Below are 15117 nucleotides of genomic sequence, written 5' to 3' on the forward strand. Positions count from 1 at the left end.
GAGGGCTTGGGGAAAGAGATGGGCAAGCTCCAGGATGCCATTGGCCAGCCACGGACGCAGCACTGCGGCGCGGGCGAGCTCGTTGATCCAGAGGCGCCCGCGATACAGCCGCGCGTGCGCCGCGGCGAAACCGGGCAGGTCTTTCGCAAGCAGATGGCGCGCGGCCAATTCCCCAGACGCGAGTGCGTAGTAGATACCTTCGCCGGTGAACGGCTCCACGACGCGCGCGGCATCGCCGATGACGAGCAGGTTCTCGTGCACGGCTGGAATGGGCGCGCGGCTCAGCGGTGTGATGGTGCGCCACGCCACGTCTGCTGGGATGGCGAAGCGGCTCCCGGCCCAAGCCTTCAAGTCGGGCAGGTGCTCCGGCCGGGCGACGAGGCAGAGATTGAACAGGTCGTTGCCTACGTCGTTCATGCCGCAGTAGCCGAAGGGTAGGAAATGCATGGCTACCCGTCCGCGCATTTCGGGCGGTCTCGGCAGGTGCGTCTGGAGGCCGATGCGATCCTTCGCGGCGGACGGGAGGAGGCCGAGCAAGCGGGCGACCGTGGAGTTTCGGCCGTCTGCGGCGATCAAGTAGCGGGCGGAAAATGCCCCGCGCGTCGTTTGCAAGCGCCACCCCTTTTCCAAGGAGGTGAGGGGAGCGTCCTCGTGGACCTCCGCGCCCAGCTCCCGGGCGCGGTCGAGCAGGACGGCATCCAGCAAGCGCCGGGGAATGGCGATCTCGCCGCGCTCGGAGGGCGCCAACGGCAGACGCAAGGTGCGCCCCCGCGGGCTGATGAAGGCCACTTCCGCGAGCTGCGCGTGGGGTTGCGCCCGCACGCGCTCAGTGACGCCCAGGCGATCCAGCACCGGCCAGCAGGCGGGATTGACGCAGTCGCCGCAGACCTTGTCCCGGGGAAAGCGCGCCTTCTCGATGAGCAGCGTCCGCCAGCCCGCTTGTGCGCAATGTGCCGCGCAGGTCGAGCCCGCCGGCCCCGCGCCGATGATGGCGACATCATAGTCCATGCGACGGCGCCTAGACGAAAGCCTCGGCCACGGAGTCCGCCATGAGCTTGCCGCGGCGCGTCAGCACCGTGCGGCCATCGCGATGCTCGACAAATCCCAGCTCATGAAACTCCCGCATTTCCTTACCCCAGCGGCCCAGCGCGTCGGTGGCGATACCGTCGCGAGTGCGCATGGCGAACGCCGCGATCTCCCCGGCCCGAGTGGCTTCCGTGAGTTCTTCGGTAAAGTGCACGGTGTTCTCATTGGCCAGCGTGCGCTCGGTGTATCCGGCGGTGTCGGGCACGATTTGCCAGCGGCGCAGGCCGATCGTGGAAAAGGCACTGGGCCCGAATCCGAGATAATCCGCGCCCTGCCAGTAGGCGAAATTGTGGGTCGATTCGAAACCCGGCCGTGCGTAGTTGGAAATCTCGTAATGGCCAAATCCGGCGGCAGTCAGCGTATCGATGGTCGTCTCAAACAGGGCGACATCCCGGTCGTCGTCCTGCCGAAAAGTGCCGAGCTTGAGCTGCCGGAAATACTCGGTGTCCTCCTCGTAGGTCAGGCAGTAGGACGAGACGTGCTCGGGGCGCAGGGCGATGGTGCGGTCGAGGGTGGCCTGCCACTGTGCGACCGACTGGCCGGGAACGGCAAACATGAGGTCGATATTGATATTGTCGAAGCCGGCCTCGCGCAGGATTCCGTAGGTCTTCTCGGCCTGCTCTGAGTCGTGAATTCTCCCGAGCGTTTTCAACAGCCCATCGTCCCAAGACTGCACGCCGAGGCTGATCCGCGAAACGCCGGCGTCCCGCAGCACTCGCGCCTTGTCCGCGCGGACGGTGGCCGGATTCACCTCAAAGGTCCATTCGCGCAGCGCACTCAAGTCGAGACGCGCCCGCAGCCCGCCGAGCAAGTATTCCAGCTGCTCACAAGTCAGCGCGCTCGGCGTGCCGCCGCCGAAGTAGATCGTCTCCGGTTGAAGATCGTGCGTCGCCTGCGCCGCTTCGACCTCCCGCAGCAGCGCATCCAGAAAGCGGGTCGTCTTGTTCTGCGTGCCCGTCTCGACATAAAAACAGCAATAGGGGCAGAGCTTCGGGCAGAAGGGGATGTGGAAGTAAAGATGCCTGATCACGGACACGACCCGCCCAATATAACCACGAAGTCACAAAGGCACGAAGGGAAACGCAGACACCTGGCGTGGCCATCCATGGGCTGCATGGCCTCTTTCGCCTTTTCTGGCCGAAATCCAGCGATGGTCAGCCTAGTGGGCCGTCGCCTTTTCTGAACCCAGACCGGTATTCGCGCGGACGGTGAGCTCGGTAAACTTCTCTTCCGCACTGGGTTCACGCGAGCAGAGCGTGCCGATGATCGCGGCCAGGAAGCCGAGAGGGATGGAAATGATCCCGGGGTTCGTCAACGTGAATAGGGGCGCGTGCTGGATCAGATGGCGGGCGGCGGGGGCCACCGTCGCGGCATCAATGGTCATGATCGTGGGGCTGATGATGATCAGACCAATCGAACTGATGAGACCGACGGCCAGACCGGAGACGGCCCCAGCGGTGTTGAAGCGCTTCCAGAAGATGGAAAAGAGAATCACCGGCAGATTGGCGCTCGCTGCGACGGCAAAGGCCAGGCCGACGAGGAAGGCGACGTTGGCATTCGGCCCGAGGCCGATGGCCAGCACGATGGATATGGCCCCGACCACAAACGCGGTAATGCGCGCGACGCGGACTTCCTCGCCAGGTTTCTGTTCCTTGCCGTGATGGATGACGTTCGTGAAGAAATCGTGCGCAAACGAAGAGCTGGCGCTGATCGTCAATCCGGCGACAACGGCGAGGATGGTGGCGAACGCGACGGCGCTGATGAAGGCGAAGAACAAATTGCCACCGACTTCGCGGGCGAGCAGCGGTGCGGCCATGTTGCCGCCGCCATTCTTGCCGATGAAATCAGGGCCGAGCAGACTGGCGGCGCCGAAGCCGAAGAACGTCGTCATGATATAGAAGACGCCGATGAGGACCATCGCCCAGACCACGGAGGCGCGGGCGGTCTTGGCGTCGGGCACGGTGTAAAAGCGGATCAGAATGTGCGGCAGCCCAGCGGTGCCAAAGACGAGGGCAAGGGAAAGCGATATAAAGTCCAGTGGGTTCTTGAACTTCATGCCGGGCGTGAGGAAATCCGAGGTGATGACCGCGTCCCCCTTGTGCGAGGTGATGTGCGAGAGCGAACCGAAGAATTCGCTGATGCTGAAATGGAATTTGCTCATCACGAGCACGCTGAGGAAGACGCTGCCACTCATGAGCAGGATCGCCTTGACGATTTGCACCCAGGTCGTGGCAATCATGCCGCCGAAGACGACGTAAACGATCATCAGGACACCGACGATACACACGGCTTCGTTGTAGGAAATCACGCTACCGATGAGCGCCTTCACGAGATCGCCGGCGCCGACCATCTGCGCGATCATGTAAAAGGTGGAGACGATGATCGTGCTCAGCGAAGCGATCGCTCGCACGGGGCGCGGGCTGAGGCGATAGGCGAGCACATCGGCCATGGTGTATTTGCCGGCATTGCGCAGCGGCTCGGCGACGAGCAGGAGCACAGTCAGATAGGCGACGAGGAAGCCGACGGAATAGAGAAAGCCATCGTAGCCGGAAAGCGCGATCATGCCGGCGATGCCCAGGAAGCTCGCGGCACTCATATAATCGCCGGCGACGGCGAGGCCATTTTGCCAGCCGGTAATGCGACGGCCGGCGGCGAAATAAGCATTCGAACCGGACGCCTTGCGGGCGCTGAAATAGGTGATGACCAGTGTGGCGGCGACGAAGCCGACGAACATAAAGAGCGCCGTGTAATTCACAGGTGCCGCAGGTGCGGCCTCGGCGAGCGGAAGCAATGGGAAGAGGTTCATGAGAGGGTTCCTATTTCTTGAATTTTGCGAGGACGGCCGCCGCGTCTTTGTCCCAACCAGCCGCCTTGCTCACGTAAATGCCGGCGACGATCCAGGCCATGAAAAATTGCGAGAACGCGAAAAGATACGCCACATTCACATTTCCAACTCTCGTTTTCATGAAGTCGGGAAACCAGCCGACCAGCACCGGGAGCGTAAAGTAGTAGACGAGGAAAAAAATCGTCATCGGCAGGATGAAGCGGATCTTCGCGGCGAGCAGCTTCTTGAAATCCGCATCGGCGGCGATGACGTCCCAATCGACGCTGCCGCGTTCTTCTTCGGCAGTCATTTCATGGGCGGGCTTGGAACCGGTGCGACCGAGAGGGGCGATGTCCGTCGGGGCAGCGGATTCCGGAGTGAAATCGCGAGGTGTCTGGGAGCTCATGGCGCTTGTCTGTATCGACTGCGCCCGGTGCTGTCCAGCATGCACGCGGCCATTTTCAGATTTGATTCGACGATGCCGACGAAGCCATGGAATATTATCAGAATGATCCCCCGGATTCTCGGTGTCGTGTTTTTCCTCACCGTCGCACTGCATGCCGCGGAGCGGCCGAATATCCTGCTGATTGTCAGCGACGACCAGGGCTACCCCGATCTCAGTTGCATCGGGACGAAGCCGGTCCTGACACCGCATCTCGATCGCCTGGCCGCCGAGGGCGTGCGCGCCACCAACTTCTACGTCGCGTGGTCCGCTTGCACTCCCTCGCGGGGCAGTCTGCTCACGGGCCGATACCCGCAGCGCAATGGTCTGTACGACATGATCCGCAACGATCTCGTCAATTACGGCCATCGCTACACGCCCGATGAATATGCCGTCTCGCCCGAGATGACTCTTGGACTGGACGTGCGGGAGCAGACGCTCGGCAACTTGCTCCGCAGCGCGGGCTATCGCACGGGCATGGTCGGGAAGTGGGACATGGGCCAGGCGCGGCGCTTTCTCCCCCTGCAGCGGGGCTTCGATTCCTTTTACGGGCATGGCAATAACGGCATCGACTACTACACGCATGAGCGCTACGGCGTGCCCTCGCTCTTTGTGAACAATGAGCGCAGCGACGCAGATCGCGGCATCTACGCCACCGACCTTTTCAAACGCGAGGCACTCGACTTCGTTCGCGCCAAGGATGACCGGCCGTGGTTTCTCTACCTGGCCTTCAACGCACCCCACGGCGCCTCGTCTTTTGCCTCGGTGGCCGCGGAGAAAAAGGAAATCACGGGCGAGGCGAAAGAGACGGAGGGCGTGCAGGCGCCCGAAAATTATACCGCCATGTATCGCAGGAAGGTCGCCAGCGAAAAGCTCGCCAGGTACTATGGCGCCGTCTCGTGCATGGATGACGCCATCGGCGAAGTTGTTGCGCAGCTGGAGAAGCAGGGACAGCGCGAGAATACTTTGATTCTCTTTTTCTCGGACAATGGCGGCTCCGGCAATGGCGGCAATGCCCCGCTGCGCGGACAGAAATCCACGATGTGGGAAGGAGGGCTGCGGGTGCCGTTCGTCGCGTCGTGGCCGGGTCGGTTGCCGGCCGGCAGGGTCACCGATGAATTCCTCTCCTCCCTCGAGGTCTGGCCGACGCTGGCCGGGGTTTCCGGCGCGCAGACACCGCCGGGCTTGAAGCTCGATGGCTTCGACGCCTGGCCTGTCCTCAGCGGCGCGAAAAAATCGTCCCGCACTGAAATGTTCTGGCAGCGGCGCAGTGATCGAGCGGCTCGCGTCGGCCAGTGGAAGTGGGTCGACTCGGCCAAGGGCGGCGGACTGTTTGACCTGGCGAGCGACCTCGGCGAGACCAAGGATCTGGCGCCACAGAAGCCTGCGGAACTGGCGCAGGTGAAGGCCCGCTTCGATGCCTGGCGGGCGGAGATGGACGCCTCCGAGCCGCGCGGCCCCTTCCGCGATTATTGACCCTGGCCGTCCCGCCTGCCGGCTTGACACCGTTTCCCCGACACCCGACACACGCCGCCGCATGATTCGCGCTTTTCTTTTCGATATTGGTAACGTCCTGCTCAAGTTCGACTTCTCGGTGGCCTTGCGGAAACTGGCCGAGCAAGGCGAGGTGCACGATCCGGTGGAAGTGATGGCCCGCATCGACCAGATCAAGCTGGCCTACGAGGACGGGCAGCTCGACCGGGCGGCGTTCCTGCGCGGGGCTTTCGATGTGTTGCGCTATCGCGGGACGGAGGCGGAGTTTGTCGCGGCGTGGGAGGATATCTTCACGCCCAACGAGCCGATGGTGGCCTTGGTGGAGAAATTGCACGGGCGTTTCCCGCTCTACCTCCTGAGCAATACGAGCGACATCCACCGGGAATACGTTTTCCGGCGGTATCCCTTTTTCCATCGTTTCACCGCGGGCGCCTACAGCTACGAGGCGAAGGCGTCCAAGCCCGGCCGCCCGATTTACGAAATCGCCCAGCGGCAATTGGGCCTCGATTCAGCGAGCACGTTTTTTATCGACGATCTGCTGCCGAATATCGAGACGGCCCGCGCGCTGGGCTTCCACACGCATCACTACCACTACGACCAGCACGAGGCGCTCCTCGCGCAGCTCGCCGCAGCGGGCGTCAGCTAGCGCGAGATATCCGACTGGCTCAGGATCGTGAACGATTGCGAGCGCAGGACGGAGACCGCGCACTCATTGTCCTCGACGTGCAACGCGAGCGCCGGGCGGCCACGCGGACGGGTGATGAGTGCGTAGCTGCCGAAGATATTGCACTCGGCGGCGAGGAGCGCGGCCAGCAAGCGGCCGAGTTCCGTGGCGCCCTCCTTGAGTTCCACCACGACGAGGTCGCAGATGGAGAAGGGGATGGCGTGCTCGATGAACATCTGCTGCACGCTCTCGGGATCGCTCACGACGATGCGCACGATCGCGGTATCCGCCGAATCCTGCACGCTGATGGCCAGGACGTGGATGTTGCGTTCGTTAAGCACCCGCACCACGTCGAGCAGCGCACCGACGCGATTGGAGAGAAAGATGGAAAACTGCGTGACGCGCGGTCCACTGAGGGATTCCGCGACAGGTTTGGGCTCGGCGGGCATCGGCTACTTGTAACTGTAAACGAGACAGAAGTCCGCGGCGGCGCCTTCGACTACCTCGACCTTGACGAAGAAAATGCCGCTATTGTCCGGCGAGAAACCGATGGCGGCGACGGAGGTGTCCTGATACGGCTCGCTCGCGATGGGCTTGCCGGTTTCGTCGTAAACCGTGACGAGCACCTTCTTGGCCGGCGCGGTGGCGCCGACGGTGAAGTAGTATTGGTTGCCGGCGTAAAGATTCACCTGGATGATCTTCGGCTTGCCGGGGGCGAAGTCGCCCGCCCAGTGGCCGTCGCGCAGCTTGAAGCCATCATTGGTGAACGCTCCGGCGGTATCGAGCGCGGTGCGGCGTGCGGCCACTTCGCCATCGGTCGCGGCGTGCAGCGCGGCCGCGGTGGAAAGGGCGCAGACGAGAGTCAGGAACAGGCGTTTCATTTTTGTTTCTTGGAAATGTCCTTCAAAGTGTCGGTGGTGAGCTTGTTCAGTTCCTTTACCTCGTCGACGGTCGGGGCCTTGTCGAGAGGGAAGGCGATGAGGCGCTCGATGTCCGCCATCTTCTTGCGCACCATTTTCACGCTGGCATCATCCTTGGTTTTCTCCGGCAGCTTGTCGAGGTGCTGATTGAGAAAGAGAGCAATACCCGGTTGGCGGAGGAGCTTGCCCCCGGTCTCCGTATAGTGGGCGCCGATCTGGCCGCTGATGACTTCCAGGCCGCGCAGCCAGCCGCCGACGGTCACGAGGGTGACGAGATCCTGGTCCTTGGCTTCGGCCATGGATTGCTTTACCTCATTCTGCGTGGCTTCCATCTCTTCCTTGAGCTGGTCCCATTGGCTCTTTTCGGCAAAATTGGCGATGCTGCCGCTGCGCTCCAGCACGTCCTTGCTCACGCCGAGTGCCTTGGCGAGGGTCAGGACATCGCGCCCGATGTTCTTTACCTGCATCTGGTCCTGGGCCTCGATCGCGATGTAGCCGTCCGCGATCAGACCGCCCAGATTCAGCGCCATCTGCGGGCGGCTGGTGTAATTCGTGCCGATCGGAATGCGAAATTTTGAGGTCCAGTCGATCTTGCCGAGCTTGTTCAGGGAGGCCATGAATTCGCCGGGCATCGGGATGGACAGTCCATCGGTACGCGCGGCGCCGGCCATTTCTTCGGGGGTGAGCGGCGTCGCTTCGGCGGCTGCGGAGGCGCATAAACAGACGAATGCGAGGCTGCCCGCAAGCGGGCGAAAATTCCAAATCATGCAGCACGATAAACAAACGGCGCGCCGCTTGTCACCCGGCAATTTCTTGGAATACATCCCCGAAAAATTCCCGTTGGCAGGCGCGCGCACCGTCCGTAGTCTGCCCGACCTATGAAAGCCAAAGTCATCGTGTTGCCCAAACAAAGTGTGCTCGACCCGCAGGGGGTGGCGGTCCGCGACGCGATCCATCATCACGGTCTGCCGGCCGTGAAATCCGCCCGTGTCGGCAAGTTCATCGAGCTCGAGCTCGACGGCTCGCAGACCGAGGCGCAACTCCACGAGGTCTGCCGCGACCTGCTCAGCAACCCCGTCATCGAGGACTACAAGCTGGTGGTCGAAAGCTAAACGGCACCCGCCGCCATGCTCTTCTTTCTCTGTGTCCTGCTCCCACCACTCGCGGTGCTGCTGACTGGGCGCATCGGCAGCTTCTTCCTCAGTCTCGTGCTCACCCTCTTTGGCTGGTTGCCCGGCGTCATCCATGCCTTCTTCGTCGTCAGCGACTACAAGAACGAACAACGCCTCCAGAAAATCGCCCACGACCTAAGACAGTAGGCGCCCTTTTTACCCGACGCCATCGCCCACCGGCGGCGGCGATCCACCTTCCACTCTCAACTATCCACTTCTTCCTTTGAAAGCTGCCGTCATCCGCTTCCCCGGTTCCAATTGCGACCAGGACTGTGTCCTCGCCCTCACCGAACTCGGTGTCACCACCGATTACGTCTGGCACAAGGACACTTCCGTCGCCGGTTACGATCTCGTCGTCCTGCCTGGCGGATTCTCCTATGGCGATTACCTTCGCTGCGGGGCTATCGCGCGCTTCTCTCCGATCATGCAGGCCGTGAAGGAGCATGCGGCGGACGGCAAGCTCCTGCTCGGAATCTGCAACGGCTTCCAGATCCTTTGCGAAGCTGGCTTGCTACCCGGCGCGCTCATCCGCAATCGCTCGCTGCATTTCGTCTGCCAGCATCAGCATGTGCGGGTGGAGGACGTCGCCAATCCGTTCCTGCATCTTTGCCGCACCGGCGCCACGCTGCGCCTTCCCATTGCCCACGGCGAGGGCGGCTACGTGGCGGATCCTGCGACGATCCGTCAACTCGAACTGCAGGGCCGCATTCTTTTGCGTTACGTCGACGCGGGTGGCTCGGCGCTGGATTCCGCCAACCCGAACGGGTCGATCGAGAGCATCGCTGGCATCGTTAACGAAGGGCGTAACGTGTTCGGTCTCATGCCGCACCCCGAGCGCGCGTGTGACTCCCGCCTCGGCAGCGACGACGGGCGCATCATTTTCGAATCCATCCTGAGTTCGCTTGGCGGTACCGGTTCGCTGGACGCCCAGGAAGCCGCCCTTCCCACGACCAGTCGGTCGCTGACCTAACACTTTGATTTAATGAGCAGCACAGCAGACCCCGCCATCACCCCCGCACTCGTTGCCAAGCACGGCCTCACGCCGGACGAATATGAGCGCATCAAGACGATCCTGAAGCGTGAGCCGAACTATACCGAACTCGGCATTTTTTCCGTAATGTGGAGCGAGCACTGCTCGTATAAGAATTCGCGGAAGGAACTGCGCAAATTCCCGACCACCGGCGAACGCGTGCTGGTGAAGGCGGGGGAGGAAAACGCCGGGGTCATCGACATCGGCGACGGCTGGGCCATTGCGTTCAAGATGGAGAGCCACAACCACCCCAGTGCGGTTGAGCCGTTCCAAGGGGCGGCCACCGGCGTCGGCGGGATCATTCGCGACATCTTCACCATGGGCGCGCGCCCGGTGTTCTCGCTGAACTCGTTGCGTTTCGGGCCGATCACCGGGGACAGCGCGAATGTGAAGACGAACCGCCGCCTGTTCGCGGGCGTCGTTTCTGGCATCGCCCACTACGGGAATTGCATCGGCATCCCGACCATCGGCGGGGAGATCTATTTCGACGAAAGCTACGACGGCAACCCGCTGGTCAATGTCTTCAACCTCGGCATCCTCAAGCACGAGCAGATCGCGCGTGGCGCGGCCAAGGGCGTGGGCAACCCGGTCTTCTACGTCGGTGCGGAAACAGGGCGGGATGGCCTCGCCGGTGCGGCGTTCGCCTCGCGTGATCTCACCGAGGAATCGAAGGAAGACCGCCCGGCGGTGCAGGTCGGTGATCCGTTCCGCGAAAAACTTTTGCTCGAAGCCTGCCTCGAACTGCTCGCCACCGATGCGGTGGCCGGCATCCAGGACATGGGCGCAGCGGGCCTCACGTGCTCGACCTGCGAAACCGCCAGCCGCGGTGGCACCGGTGTCGAGATCGACCTTGCCAAAGTCCCGCAACGCGAAACCGGCATGACGCCTTACGAGACGATGCTCAGCGAGTCGCAAGAGCGCATGCTCATCATCGTCAAGAAAGGCCACGAACAGACCGTGTGCGACATCTTTGCCAAGTGGGACCTGCCCTACGCGGAAGTCGGCGTGGTCAAGGATGACGGCATGATGCGCGTGCTCAACCACGGCAAAGTCGTCGCCGAGATTCCCGCGCGCCAGCTCGCCGACGAAGCGCCACTCTACGATCGCGAAGCGAAGGCGAAAGCCACACCGCCGCAACTCGATCTCGCGAAATTGCCCGAGACGGACAACCACACCGCGTTGCTCGCGCTGCTCGCGCATCCGAGCATCGCCTCGAAGAACTGGGTCTATCGTCAATACGACCACACCGTGCGCGCGGGCACCGTGGTACTGCCCGGTTCCGATTCCGCCGTCTTCCTCGTCCGCGAGGCGAACAAACTCCTCGCCGCGACGAGCGATTGCAACGGGCTTTATTGCTCGCTCGACCCGCGACAGGGCGCCCGCATCGCCATTGCCGAAGGCGCGCGCAATCTCGCTTGTGCCGGGGCGACTCCGCTCGCGGTGACCGACAACCTCAATTTCGGCAATCCGCACAAGCCGGAGAATTTCTGGCAGCTCCGCGAAAGCGTGGAAGGACTCGCCGAAGGCTGCCGCGCATTCAACGTGCCCGTCACCGGCGGTAACGTGAGCCTCTACAACGAGAGCCCGGCGGGGGCGATCGATCCGACGCCCACAGTCGGCATGGTCGGCCTCATCGAGGATGAGAAGCACGTTACGTCTTCCTATTTCAAGGCGCAGGGTGATGCGATCGTGCTGATCGGCGGCTTCGGCAACGAACTCGGCGCGTCGCATTTCCTCAAGGTCGTCCATGGACAAAAGGTCGGCCCCGTTCCCGCGCTCGATTTCAAGAAAGAACGCGCCATGCACGATGGCCTGCGCGCCCTCATCAAGTCGCACCTCGTCAAGAGCGCGCACGACCTCAGCGAAGGCGGCCTCGGCGTCGCCCTCGTGGAGTCGATCCTCGCGCATCCGAACCCGCCGGTGCTCCCGCTCGGCGCGGTCATCGAACTCGGCGACACCGGCCTGCGTCTCGATCAGCTCCTGTTCAACGAAACCCAAGGCCGTGTCGTCCTCAGCGTGAAGCCGACGGATGTCAGTACGATCATCATGCTCCTGGAGTTGCGCGGCATCCCGGCGCGCCGCATCGGCACCGTCGGAGGCGATCTGCTCAAGATCACTGCCAATGGCACCACCCTCGCCTGGCCCATGGCCGAACTGCGCACCGCGTGGTACGACAGCATCGCCAAGGCGATGAGCGCGTAGGGAAAGGCGCCGGCCTTACGGCATCACCGCCAGTTGCTCGTCCTTCAGTCCGCCTTCCGGAATCGGCAGCCTCAGCGACCACAGGATCGCCTGGCTCACCAGCCGGCGATACTCGATGCGCTCCCAATTCTTGTGGAAATGGATGCCGACGAAACCGAACGAGCGCCCGCCGTCCGGGCGGTCCCACGCCCAGCAGACCGTCTCGTCCTTGTCATCGAGGTTCACGCTGAAGAGCGGGTGAAAACCCGGCGACGGCGGTTGCAGGTCGAGGTGATAGTACCATTCATCGTCGATCTTGAAATCCTTCATCCCCGCGAGCACGGGATGCGCCGGTTCCACGAGATGCACCTCCCGTTCGAGCACCTTGTATTTGCGCTGCGTGCCGCCGCGTGTGCCGCCGAGCAGGGCGAGCTGCCCGGGAATGTATTGCGCGTCCTTGGCCCCGATGGACCAGTGCAACCCCACGAGCGCACCCTGGCGCGCGCAAAAGCGCTGAAACGCCGCGTAACGCTGCGGATCGTTCTGCATCCACTGCGCGCCTTGCGTGACCATGAACACGATGCCATCCGCCTTGTCGATGAGCCCCGGACCCTCCGCCCACGGTTCGTCCGCCTTCACGATAGTCGTCTCGATCTGGCCCTTGTAGGGCGCCAGCAGTTTGGCGATGAGTTGCACGCCGAGCATGAATTCATGGGTGCCCGTGGGGTGTCCGTCCGGACCCTGGCCGACGAGCAGAACGTGCTTGGGCTCTGCCGCTTGCACGGCGGCCACGGCGCAGAGCAAAGCGAGGAGAAAGGCGAGAAGGGGGGATCTCATGGGACGCACGATGGCAAAATGCCGCGCGCGGCCAAGCGTTTTCGTGCGAGCCGCATTGCCATCGGTGAACCACAGCGGTTAAATCCCCGTTGCCGCTGATATTTCACGGCACTCCCTCGCGGTTTCCGTCCACACCCTTCCATCGCATGTCCGATCAACCGCCCTTCGATATCGCCCACCTCGACAACTGGTTCGGCTTCCGCCTGGGAATGACGCGCGCGGAAGTAACGGATAAATTGCAGCAGTTGGGAATTACCGGAAAAACTTACGGCGATGGCCAACTCAGTGCCGAAGTCAGCGAGCAGTACATCTCGTTCTGGTTTGAAGTCGAGGGCGCCCAGCGCCTGCGCCAGATGGCCACGGACGGCACCATTGTCTGGCAGGGCCGCCCGCTGGACGGATTGCTCGACGAAGCCCTGCGCTCCCTGGAACCGCTGGCGCAGACGCCGATGTGGGAAGCGAACGACGCCACCGAGGAACCCTTTCCCGAGCCGGGCGACGTGCCGGCCGGCCCATTCACCGATGAGCAACTGCTCGAAAATGCCACCGTGTGGCTGCCCGATCGCGGATTGGGATTGGTGATCTGGCAGGGCGGCGTGATGGACATTGCCTGGCGCGAGACCCGCGACCTGCCGGCGAAATTTGCCGGCCCGGTCACCGAAGCACAGCGGCAGCTCTCGAAGCGGCCCGACCTGGAGGATTACTTGCGCAGCAAAGTCCCGCAGAACACCAGCGCCGCGGATCCGACCCCGACGCCGAAAGCGCCCGGCTCGTATTTGAATACCATCCTGGTGTGGGTCTGCATCGGCCTGCTCGCCTTCATCGGGCGCAAAGGTTTTAAGGAAATGCAGCTCTGGAACGGGGCCCCGACTCTCGAAGGCCAGTTCATCTCGATGGAAGATGTGCCGCGCAAAAAGTATCTCGATCTCGGCCCGGAGAGCGTGCGCCGGCACATGCCCGACGATCCGACCCAACGTCGCGAGATGTATCACATTGCGTATCGCGACCCGACCGGCCGCCCCCAGACCGTGACGCTGGAGGGCGCCGAATTCTACGTACCGCCCCGTGAGGCTGGCGAAAAAGTGGATGTCGTCTATGTCGACGGCGATCCGCCTCGCGTGAAAGGGCCATCGCGCGCTCGCAATGCGGCATTCGTGGAATACATGCCGTGGGCGATGGCGGTGGGAGTTCTCTATATCGTCGGCATGTTCGCCATCGATTTCCTGCCCCGCCTCTTCCGCTTCGCCGCCAGAGCCATCGTCCCCAAGAGCACGAACGTGGATCTCGACCGCCCCGAGTTGCGATAAGAAAGATCGCCCATCGGAAAGCAAAAAATCACGAAAAACATTTTTAAGGGTGTGCCGCTTGACCCGCCTTCGTTGCGCGCTAGTCTCGCGGTTCGCTCGATCCCGCGTGAAGCACCACAAACCCACCCATGAGTGCGGCGTATTCGCCGTTTTTGGTCATCCGAATGCCGCCGTCCTGACCTACTACGGCCTCTTCGCCTTGCAGCACCGTGGGCAGGAGAGCGCGGGCATCGTTACCGCTACCGGCCCCAACACCCCTTTCGTGCGCCACGTCGACATGGGCCTCGTCTCCCAGGTCTTCAAGGCGGACGACCTCGAACGGCTCAAGGGCACGCGCGCCGTCGGCCACGTCCGCTATTCCACCACCGGCTCCAGCACGTTGCTCAATGCGCAGCCGCTCATGTTCAGCACGGGGCGCGGCCAGCTCGCCATCGGCCACAATGGCAATCTCGTGAATGCCGCCGTGTTGCGCGATGAACTCGAGCACCGTGGCTCCATCTTCCAGACCACTGTCGATAGCGAGATCATCCTGCACCTCCTCGCCCAGCCCAACGGGACGAACAGCGTGCTCGCCGCGCTGCGCCGCATCCAGGGCGCCTATTCGCTCGTGCTGATGAGCGAGCGCGAGATCATCGGTGTGCGTGATCCCTTTGGCTTCCGCCCGCTGGCCCTCGGCAAGCTGGAAGGCGCCTGGGTGCTTTCCAGCGAGACGTGCGCGTTCGACTTGATCCATGCCGAATTCGTCCGTGAGCTCGAGCCCGGCGAGGTCGTGATCATCGATGAAAAGGGCATCCGTTCCGAGTTTCCCTTCAAGCAGGAGCGCAAGGCCTTCTGCATGTTCGAGTATGTTTATTTCGCGCGACCGGACTCGATCATCAACGACATCAACGTCGCCCGCGTCCGCACCGCCATGGGTCGCGAACTCGCCCGCCTGCACCCGGCCGAGGCCGATCTCGTCGTCCCCGTGCCCGATTCGGGCAACTACGCCGCGCTCGGTTTCGCCGAGGAGTTGAACATCCCCTACAACCACGCTTTCGTCCGCAATCACTACATCGGGCGCACCTTCCTTCAGCCCACGCAGCTCATTCGCGACTTCAATGTGCGGGTGAAGCTCAACCTCATCAAGGAAGCCGTGCACGACAAACGGGTGGTCGTGGTGG

General features: G+C 62.7%; 16 protein-coding genes. 8 read left to right on the plus strand and 8 right to left on the minus strand.

Annotated features, from left to right (window positions below):
* The 4 genes from ABJF10_RS20355 to ABJF10_RS20370 form a co-directional block, all read right to left on the minus strand.
* On the minus strand, positions 1 to 1008 hold a 1008-nt coding region (locus ABJF10_RS20355), incomplete at its 3' end, for an NAD(P)/FAD-dependent oxidoreductase (protein ID WP_348546443.1).
* 10 nt (positions 1009 to 1018) lie between these two features.
* Complete coding sequence (gene hemW / locus ABJF10_RS20360; RefSeq protein WP_348546444.1) at positions 1019 to 2116, minus strand: radical SAM family heme chaperone HemW; 1098 nt, start codon at positions 2114 to 2116, stop codon at positions 1019 to 1021.
* Positions 2117 to 2245: 129 nt separating this feature from the next.
* A complete protein-coding gene (locus ABJF10_RS20365) occupies positions 2246 to 3820 on the minus strand; it encodes a cation acetate symporter (protein WP_348546458.1) in 1575 nt (524 codons plus the stop codon).
* An 82-nt stretch (positions 3821 to 3902) separates the two neighbouring features.
* Positions 3903 to 4316, minus strand: a complete 414-nt coding sequence (locus ABJF10_RS20370) for a DUF485 domain-containing protein (RefSeq protein WP_348546445.1) — start codon at positions 4314 to 4316, stop codon at positions 3903 to 3905.
* A 102-nt stretch (positions 4317 to 4418) separates the two neighbouring features.
* On the opposite strand from ABJF10_RS20370, the gene ABJF10_RS20375 reads away from it, so the two are divergent.
* Both ABJF10_RS20375 and ABJF10_RS20380 read left to right on the plus strand, forming a co-directional pair.
* Positions 4419 to 5828, plus strand: a complete 1410-nt coding sequence (locus ABJF10_RS20375) for a sulfatase-like hydrolase/transferase (RefSeq protein WP_348546446.1) — start codon at positions 4419 to 4421, stop codon at positions 5826 to 5828.
* Between the two features lie 61 nt (positions 5829 to 5889).
* On the plus strand, positions 5890 to 6492 hold the full coding sequence (locus ABJF10_RS20380) for an HAD family phosphatase (protein ID WP_348546447.1): 603 nt from the start codon (positions 5890 to 5892) through the stop codon (positions 6490 to 6492).
* On the opposite strand, the gene ABJF10_RS20385 is transcribed toward ABJF10_RS20380, so the two are convergent.
* The 3 genes from ABJF10_RS20385 to ABJF10_RS20395 are packed head-to-tail and all read right to left on the minus strand — an operon-like array spanning position 6489 to position 8197.
* Positions 6489 to 6959: an acetolactate synthase gene (locus tag ABJF10_RS20385; protein ID WP_348546448.1), complete on the minus strand. Its 471-nt coding sequence runs from the start codon at positions 6957 to 6959 to the stop codon at positions 6489 to 6491. The two genes, ABJF10_RS20380 and ABJF10_RS20385, sit on opposite strands and share 4 nt — an antisense overlap.
* A 3-nt stretch (positions 6960 to 6962) precedes the next feature.
* Positions 6963 to 7391, minus strand: a complete 429-nt coding sequence (locus tag ABJF10_RS20390; RefSeq protein ID WP_348546449.1) for a hypothetical protein — start codon at positions 7389 to 7391, stop codon at positions 6963 to 6965.
* Positions 7388 to 8197 carry a hypothetical protein gene (locus ABJF10_RS20395; protein ID WP_348546450.1) on the minus strand — a complete coding sequence of 270 codons (810 nt, stop codon included), beginning with the start codon at positions 8195 to 8197 and terminating at the stop codon, positions 7388 to 7390. The genes ABJF10_RS20390 and ABJF10_RS20395 overlap by 4 nt, the downstream gene beginning before the upstream one ends.
* Positions 8198 to 8308: 111 nt before the next feature.
* On the opposite strand from ABJF10_RS20395, the gene purS reads away from it, so the two are divergent.
* The 4 genes from purS (at position 8309) to purL (ending at position 11834) form a co-directional block, all read left to right on the plus strand.
* Complete coding sequence (purS, locus tag ABJF10_RS20400; protein WP_348546451.1) at positions 8309 to 8542, plus strand: phosphoribosylformylglycinamidine synthase subunit PurS; 234 nt, start codon at positions 8309 to 8311, stop codon at positions 8540 to 8542.
* A gap of 15 nt (positions 8543 to 8557) precedes the next feature.
* Entirely contained in the window at positions 8558 to 8749 is a 192-nt protein-coding gene (locus ABJF10_RS20405; RefSeq protein WP_348546452.1) for a YqaE/Pmp3 family membrane protein, read from the plus strand.
* A gap of 76 nt (positions 8750 to 8825) precedes the next feature.
* Positions 8826 to 9572, plus strand: coding sequence for a phosphoribosylformylglycinamidine synthase subunit PurQ (gene purQ / locus ABJF10_RS20410; protein WP_348546453.1), 747 nt, complete (start codon positions 8826 to 8828; stop codon positions 9570 to 9572).
* A gap of 12 nt (positions 9573 to 9584) precedes the next feature.
* Positions 9585 to 11834 carry a phosphoribosylformylglycinamidine synthase subunit PurL gene (gene purL / locus ABJF10_RS20415; RefSeq protein ID WP_348546454.1) on the plus strand — a complete coding sequence of 750 codons (2250 nt, stop codon included), beginning with the start codon at positions 9585 to 9587 and terminating at the stop codon, positions 11832 to 11834.
* A 15-nt stretch (positions 11835 to 11849) separates the two neighbouring features.
* Here the strand turns inward: purL and ABJF10_RS20420 are convergent, their stop codons facing one another.
* Positions 11850 to 12650, minus strand: a complete 801-nt coding sequence (locus ABJF10_RS20420; RefSeq protein ID WP_348546455.1) for a ThuA domain-containing protein — start codon at positions 12648 to 12650, stop codon at positions 11850 to 11852.
* Between the two features lie 146 nt (positions 12651 to 12796).
* On the opposite strand from ABJF10_RS20420, the gene ABJF10_RS20425 reads away from it, so the two are divergent.
* Together ABJF10_RS20425 and purF are read left to right on the plus strand one after the other, a co-directional pair.
* Positions 12797 to 13957 carry a hypothetical protein gene (locus tag ABJF10_RS20425; RefSeq protein WP_348546456.1) on the plus strand — a complete coding sequence of 387 codons (1161 nt, stop codon included), beginning with the start codon at positions 12797 to 12799 and terminating at the stop codon, positions 13955 to 13957.
* A gap of 106 nt (positions 13958 to 14063) precedes the next feature.
* The coding region (gene purF / locus ABJF10_RS20430; protein ID WP_348546457.1) for an amidophosphoribosyltransferase at positions 14064 to 15117 on the plus strand (1054 nt) is incomplete at its 3' end.

Origin of the sequence: Chthoniobacter sp. (assembly GCF_040003245.1) — a bacterium.
In the GTDB taxonomy this organism is placed as follows: Bacteria; Verrucomicrobiota; Verrucomicrobiia; order Chthoniobacterales; family Chthoniobacteraceae; genus Chthoniobacter.

Excerpts from the sequence above, each read along its gene's own strand:
- ABJF10_RS20385 (WP_348546448.1), bottom strand. The coding sequence starts at position 6,959 with ATGCCCGCCGAGCCCAAACCTGTCGCGGAATCCCTCAGTGGACCGCGC.
- ABJF10_RS20405 (WP_348546452.1), top strand. The coding sequence starts at position 8,558 with ATGCTCTTCTTTCTCTGTGTCCTGCTCCCACCACTCGCGGTGCTGCTG.
- purS (WP_348546451.1), top strand. The coding sequence starts at position 8,309 with ATGAAAGCCAAAGTCATCGTGTTGCCCAAACAAAGTGTGCTCGACCCG.
- ABJF10_RS20390 (WP_348546449.1), bottom strand. The coding sequence starts at position 7,391 with ATGAAACGCCTGTTCCTGACTCTCGTCTGCGCCCTTTCCACCGCGGCC.
- ABJF10_RS20420 (WP_348546455.1), bottom strand. The coding sequence starts at position 12,650 with ATGAGATCCCCCCTTCTCGCCTTTCTCCTCGCTTTGCTCTGCGCCGTG.
- ABJF10_RS20425 (WP_348546456.1), top strand. The coding sequence starts at position 12,797 with ATGTCCGATCAACCGCCCTTCGATATCGCCCACCTCGACAACTGGTTC.
- ABJF10_RS20370 (WP_348546445.1), bottom strand. The coding sequence starts at position 4,316 with ATGAGCTCCCAGACACCTCGCGATTTCACTCCGGAATCCGCTGCCCCG.
- ABJF10_RS20375 (WP_348546446.1), top strand. The coding sequence starts at position 4,419 with ATGATCCCCCGGATTCTCGGTGTCGTGTTTTTCCTCACCGTCGCACTG.
- purL (WP_348546454.1), top strand. The coding sequence starts at position 9,585 with ATGAGCAGCACAGCAGACCCCGCCATCACCCCCGCACTCGTTGCCAAG.
- ABJF10_RS20365 (WP_348546458.1), bottom strand. The coding sequence starts at position 3,820 with ATGTTCGTCGGCTTCGTCGCCGCCACACTGGTCATCACCTATTTCAGC.
- ABJF10_RS20380 (WP_348546447.1), top strand. The coding sequence starts at position 5,890 with ATGATTCGCGCTTTTCTTTTCGATATTGGTAACGTCCTGCTCAAGTTC.
- ABJF10_RS20395 (WP_348546450.1), bottom strand. The coding sequence starts at position 8,197 with ATGATTTGGAATTTTCGCCCGCTTGCGGGCAGCCTCGCATTCGTCTGT.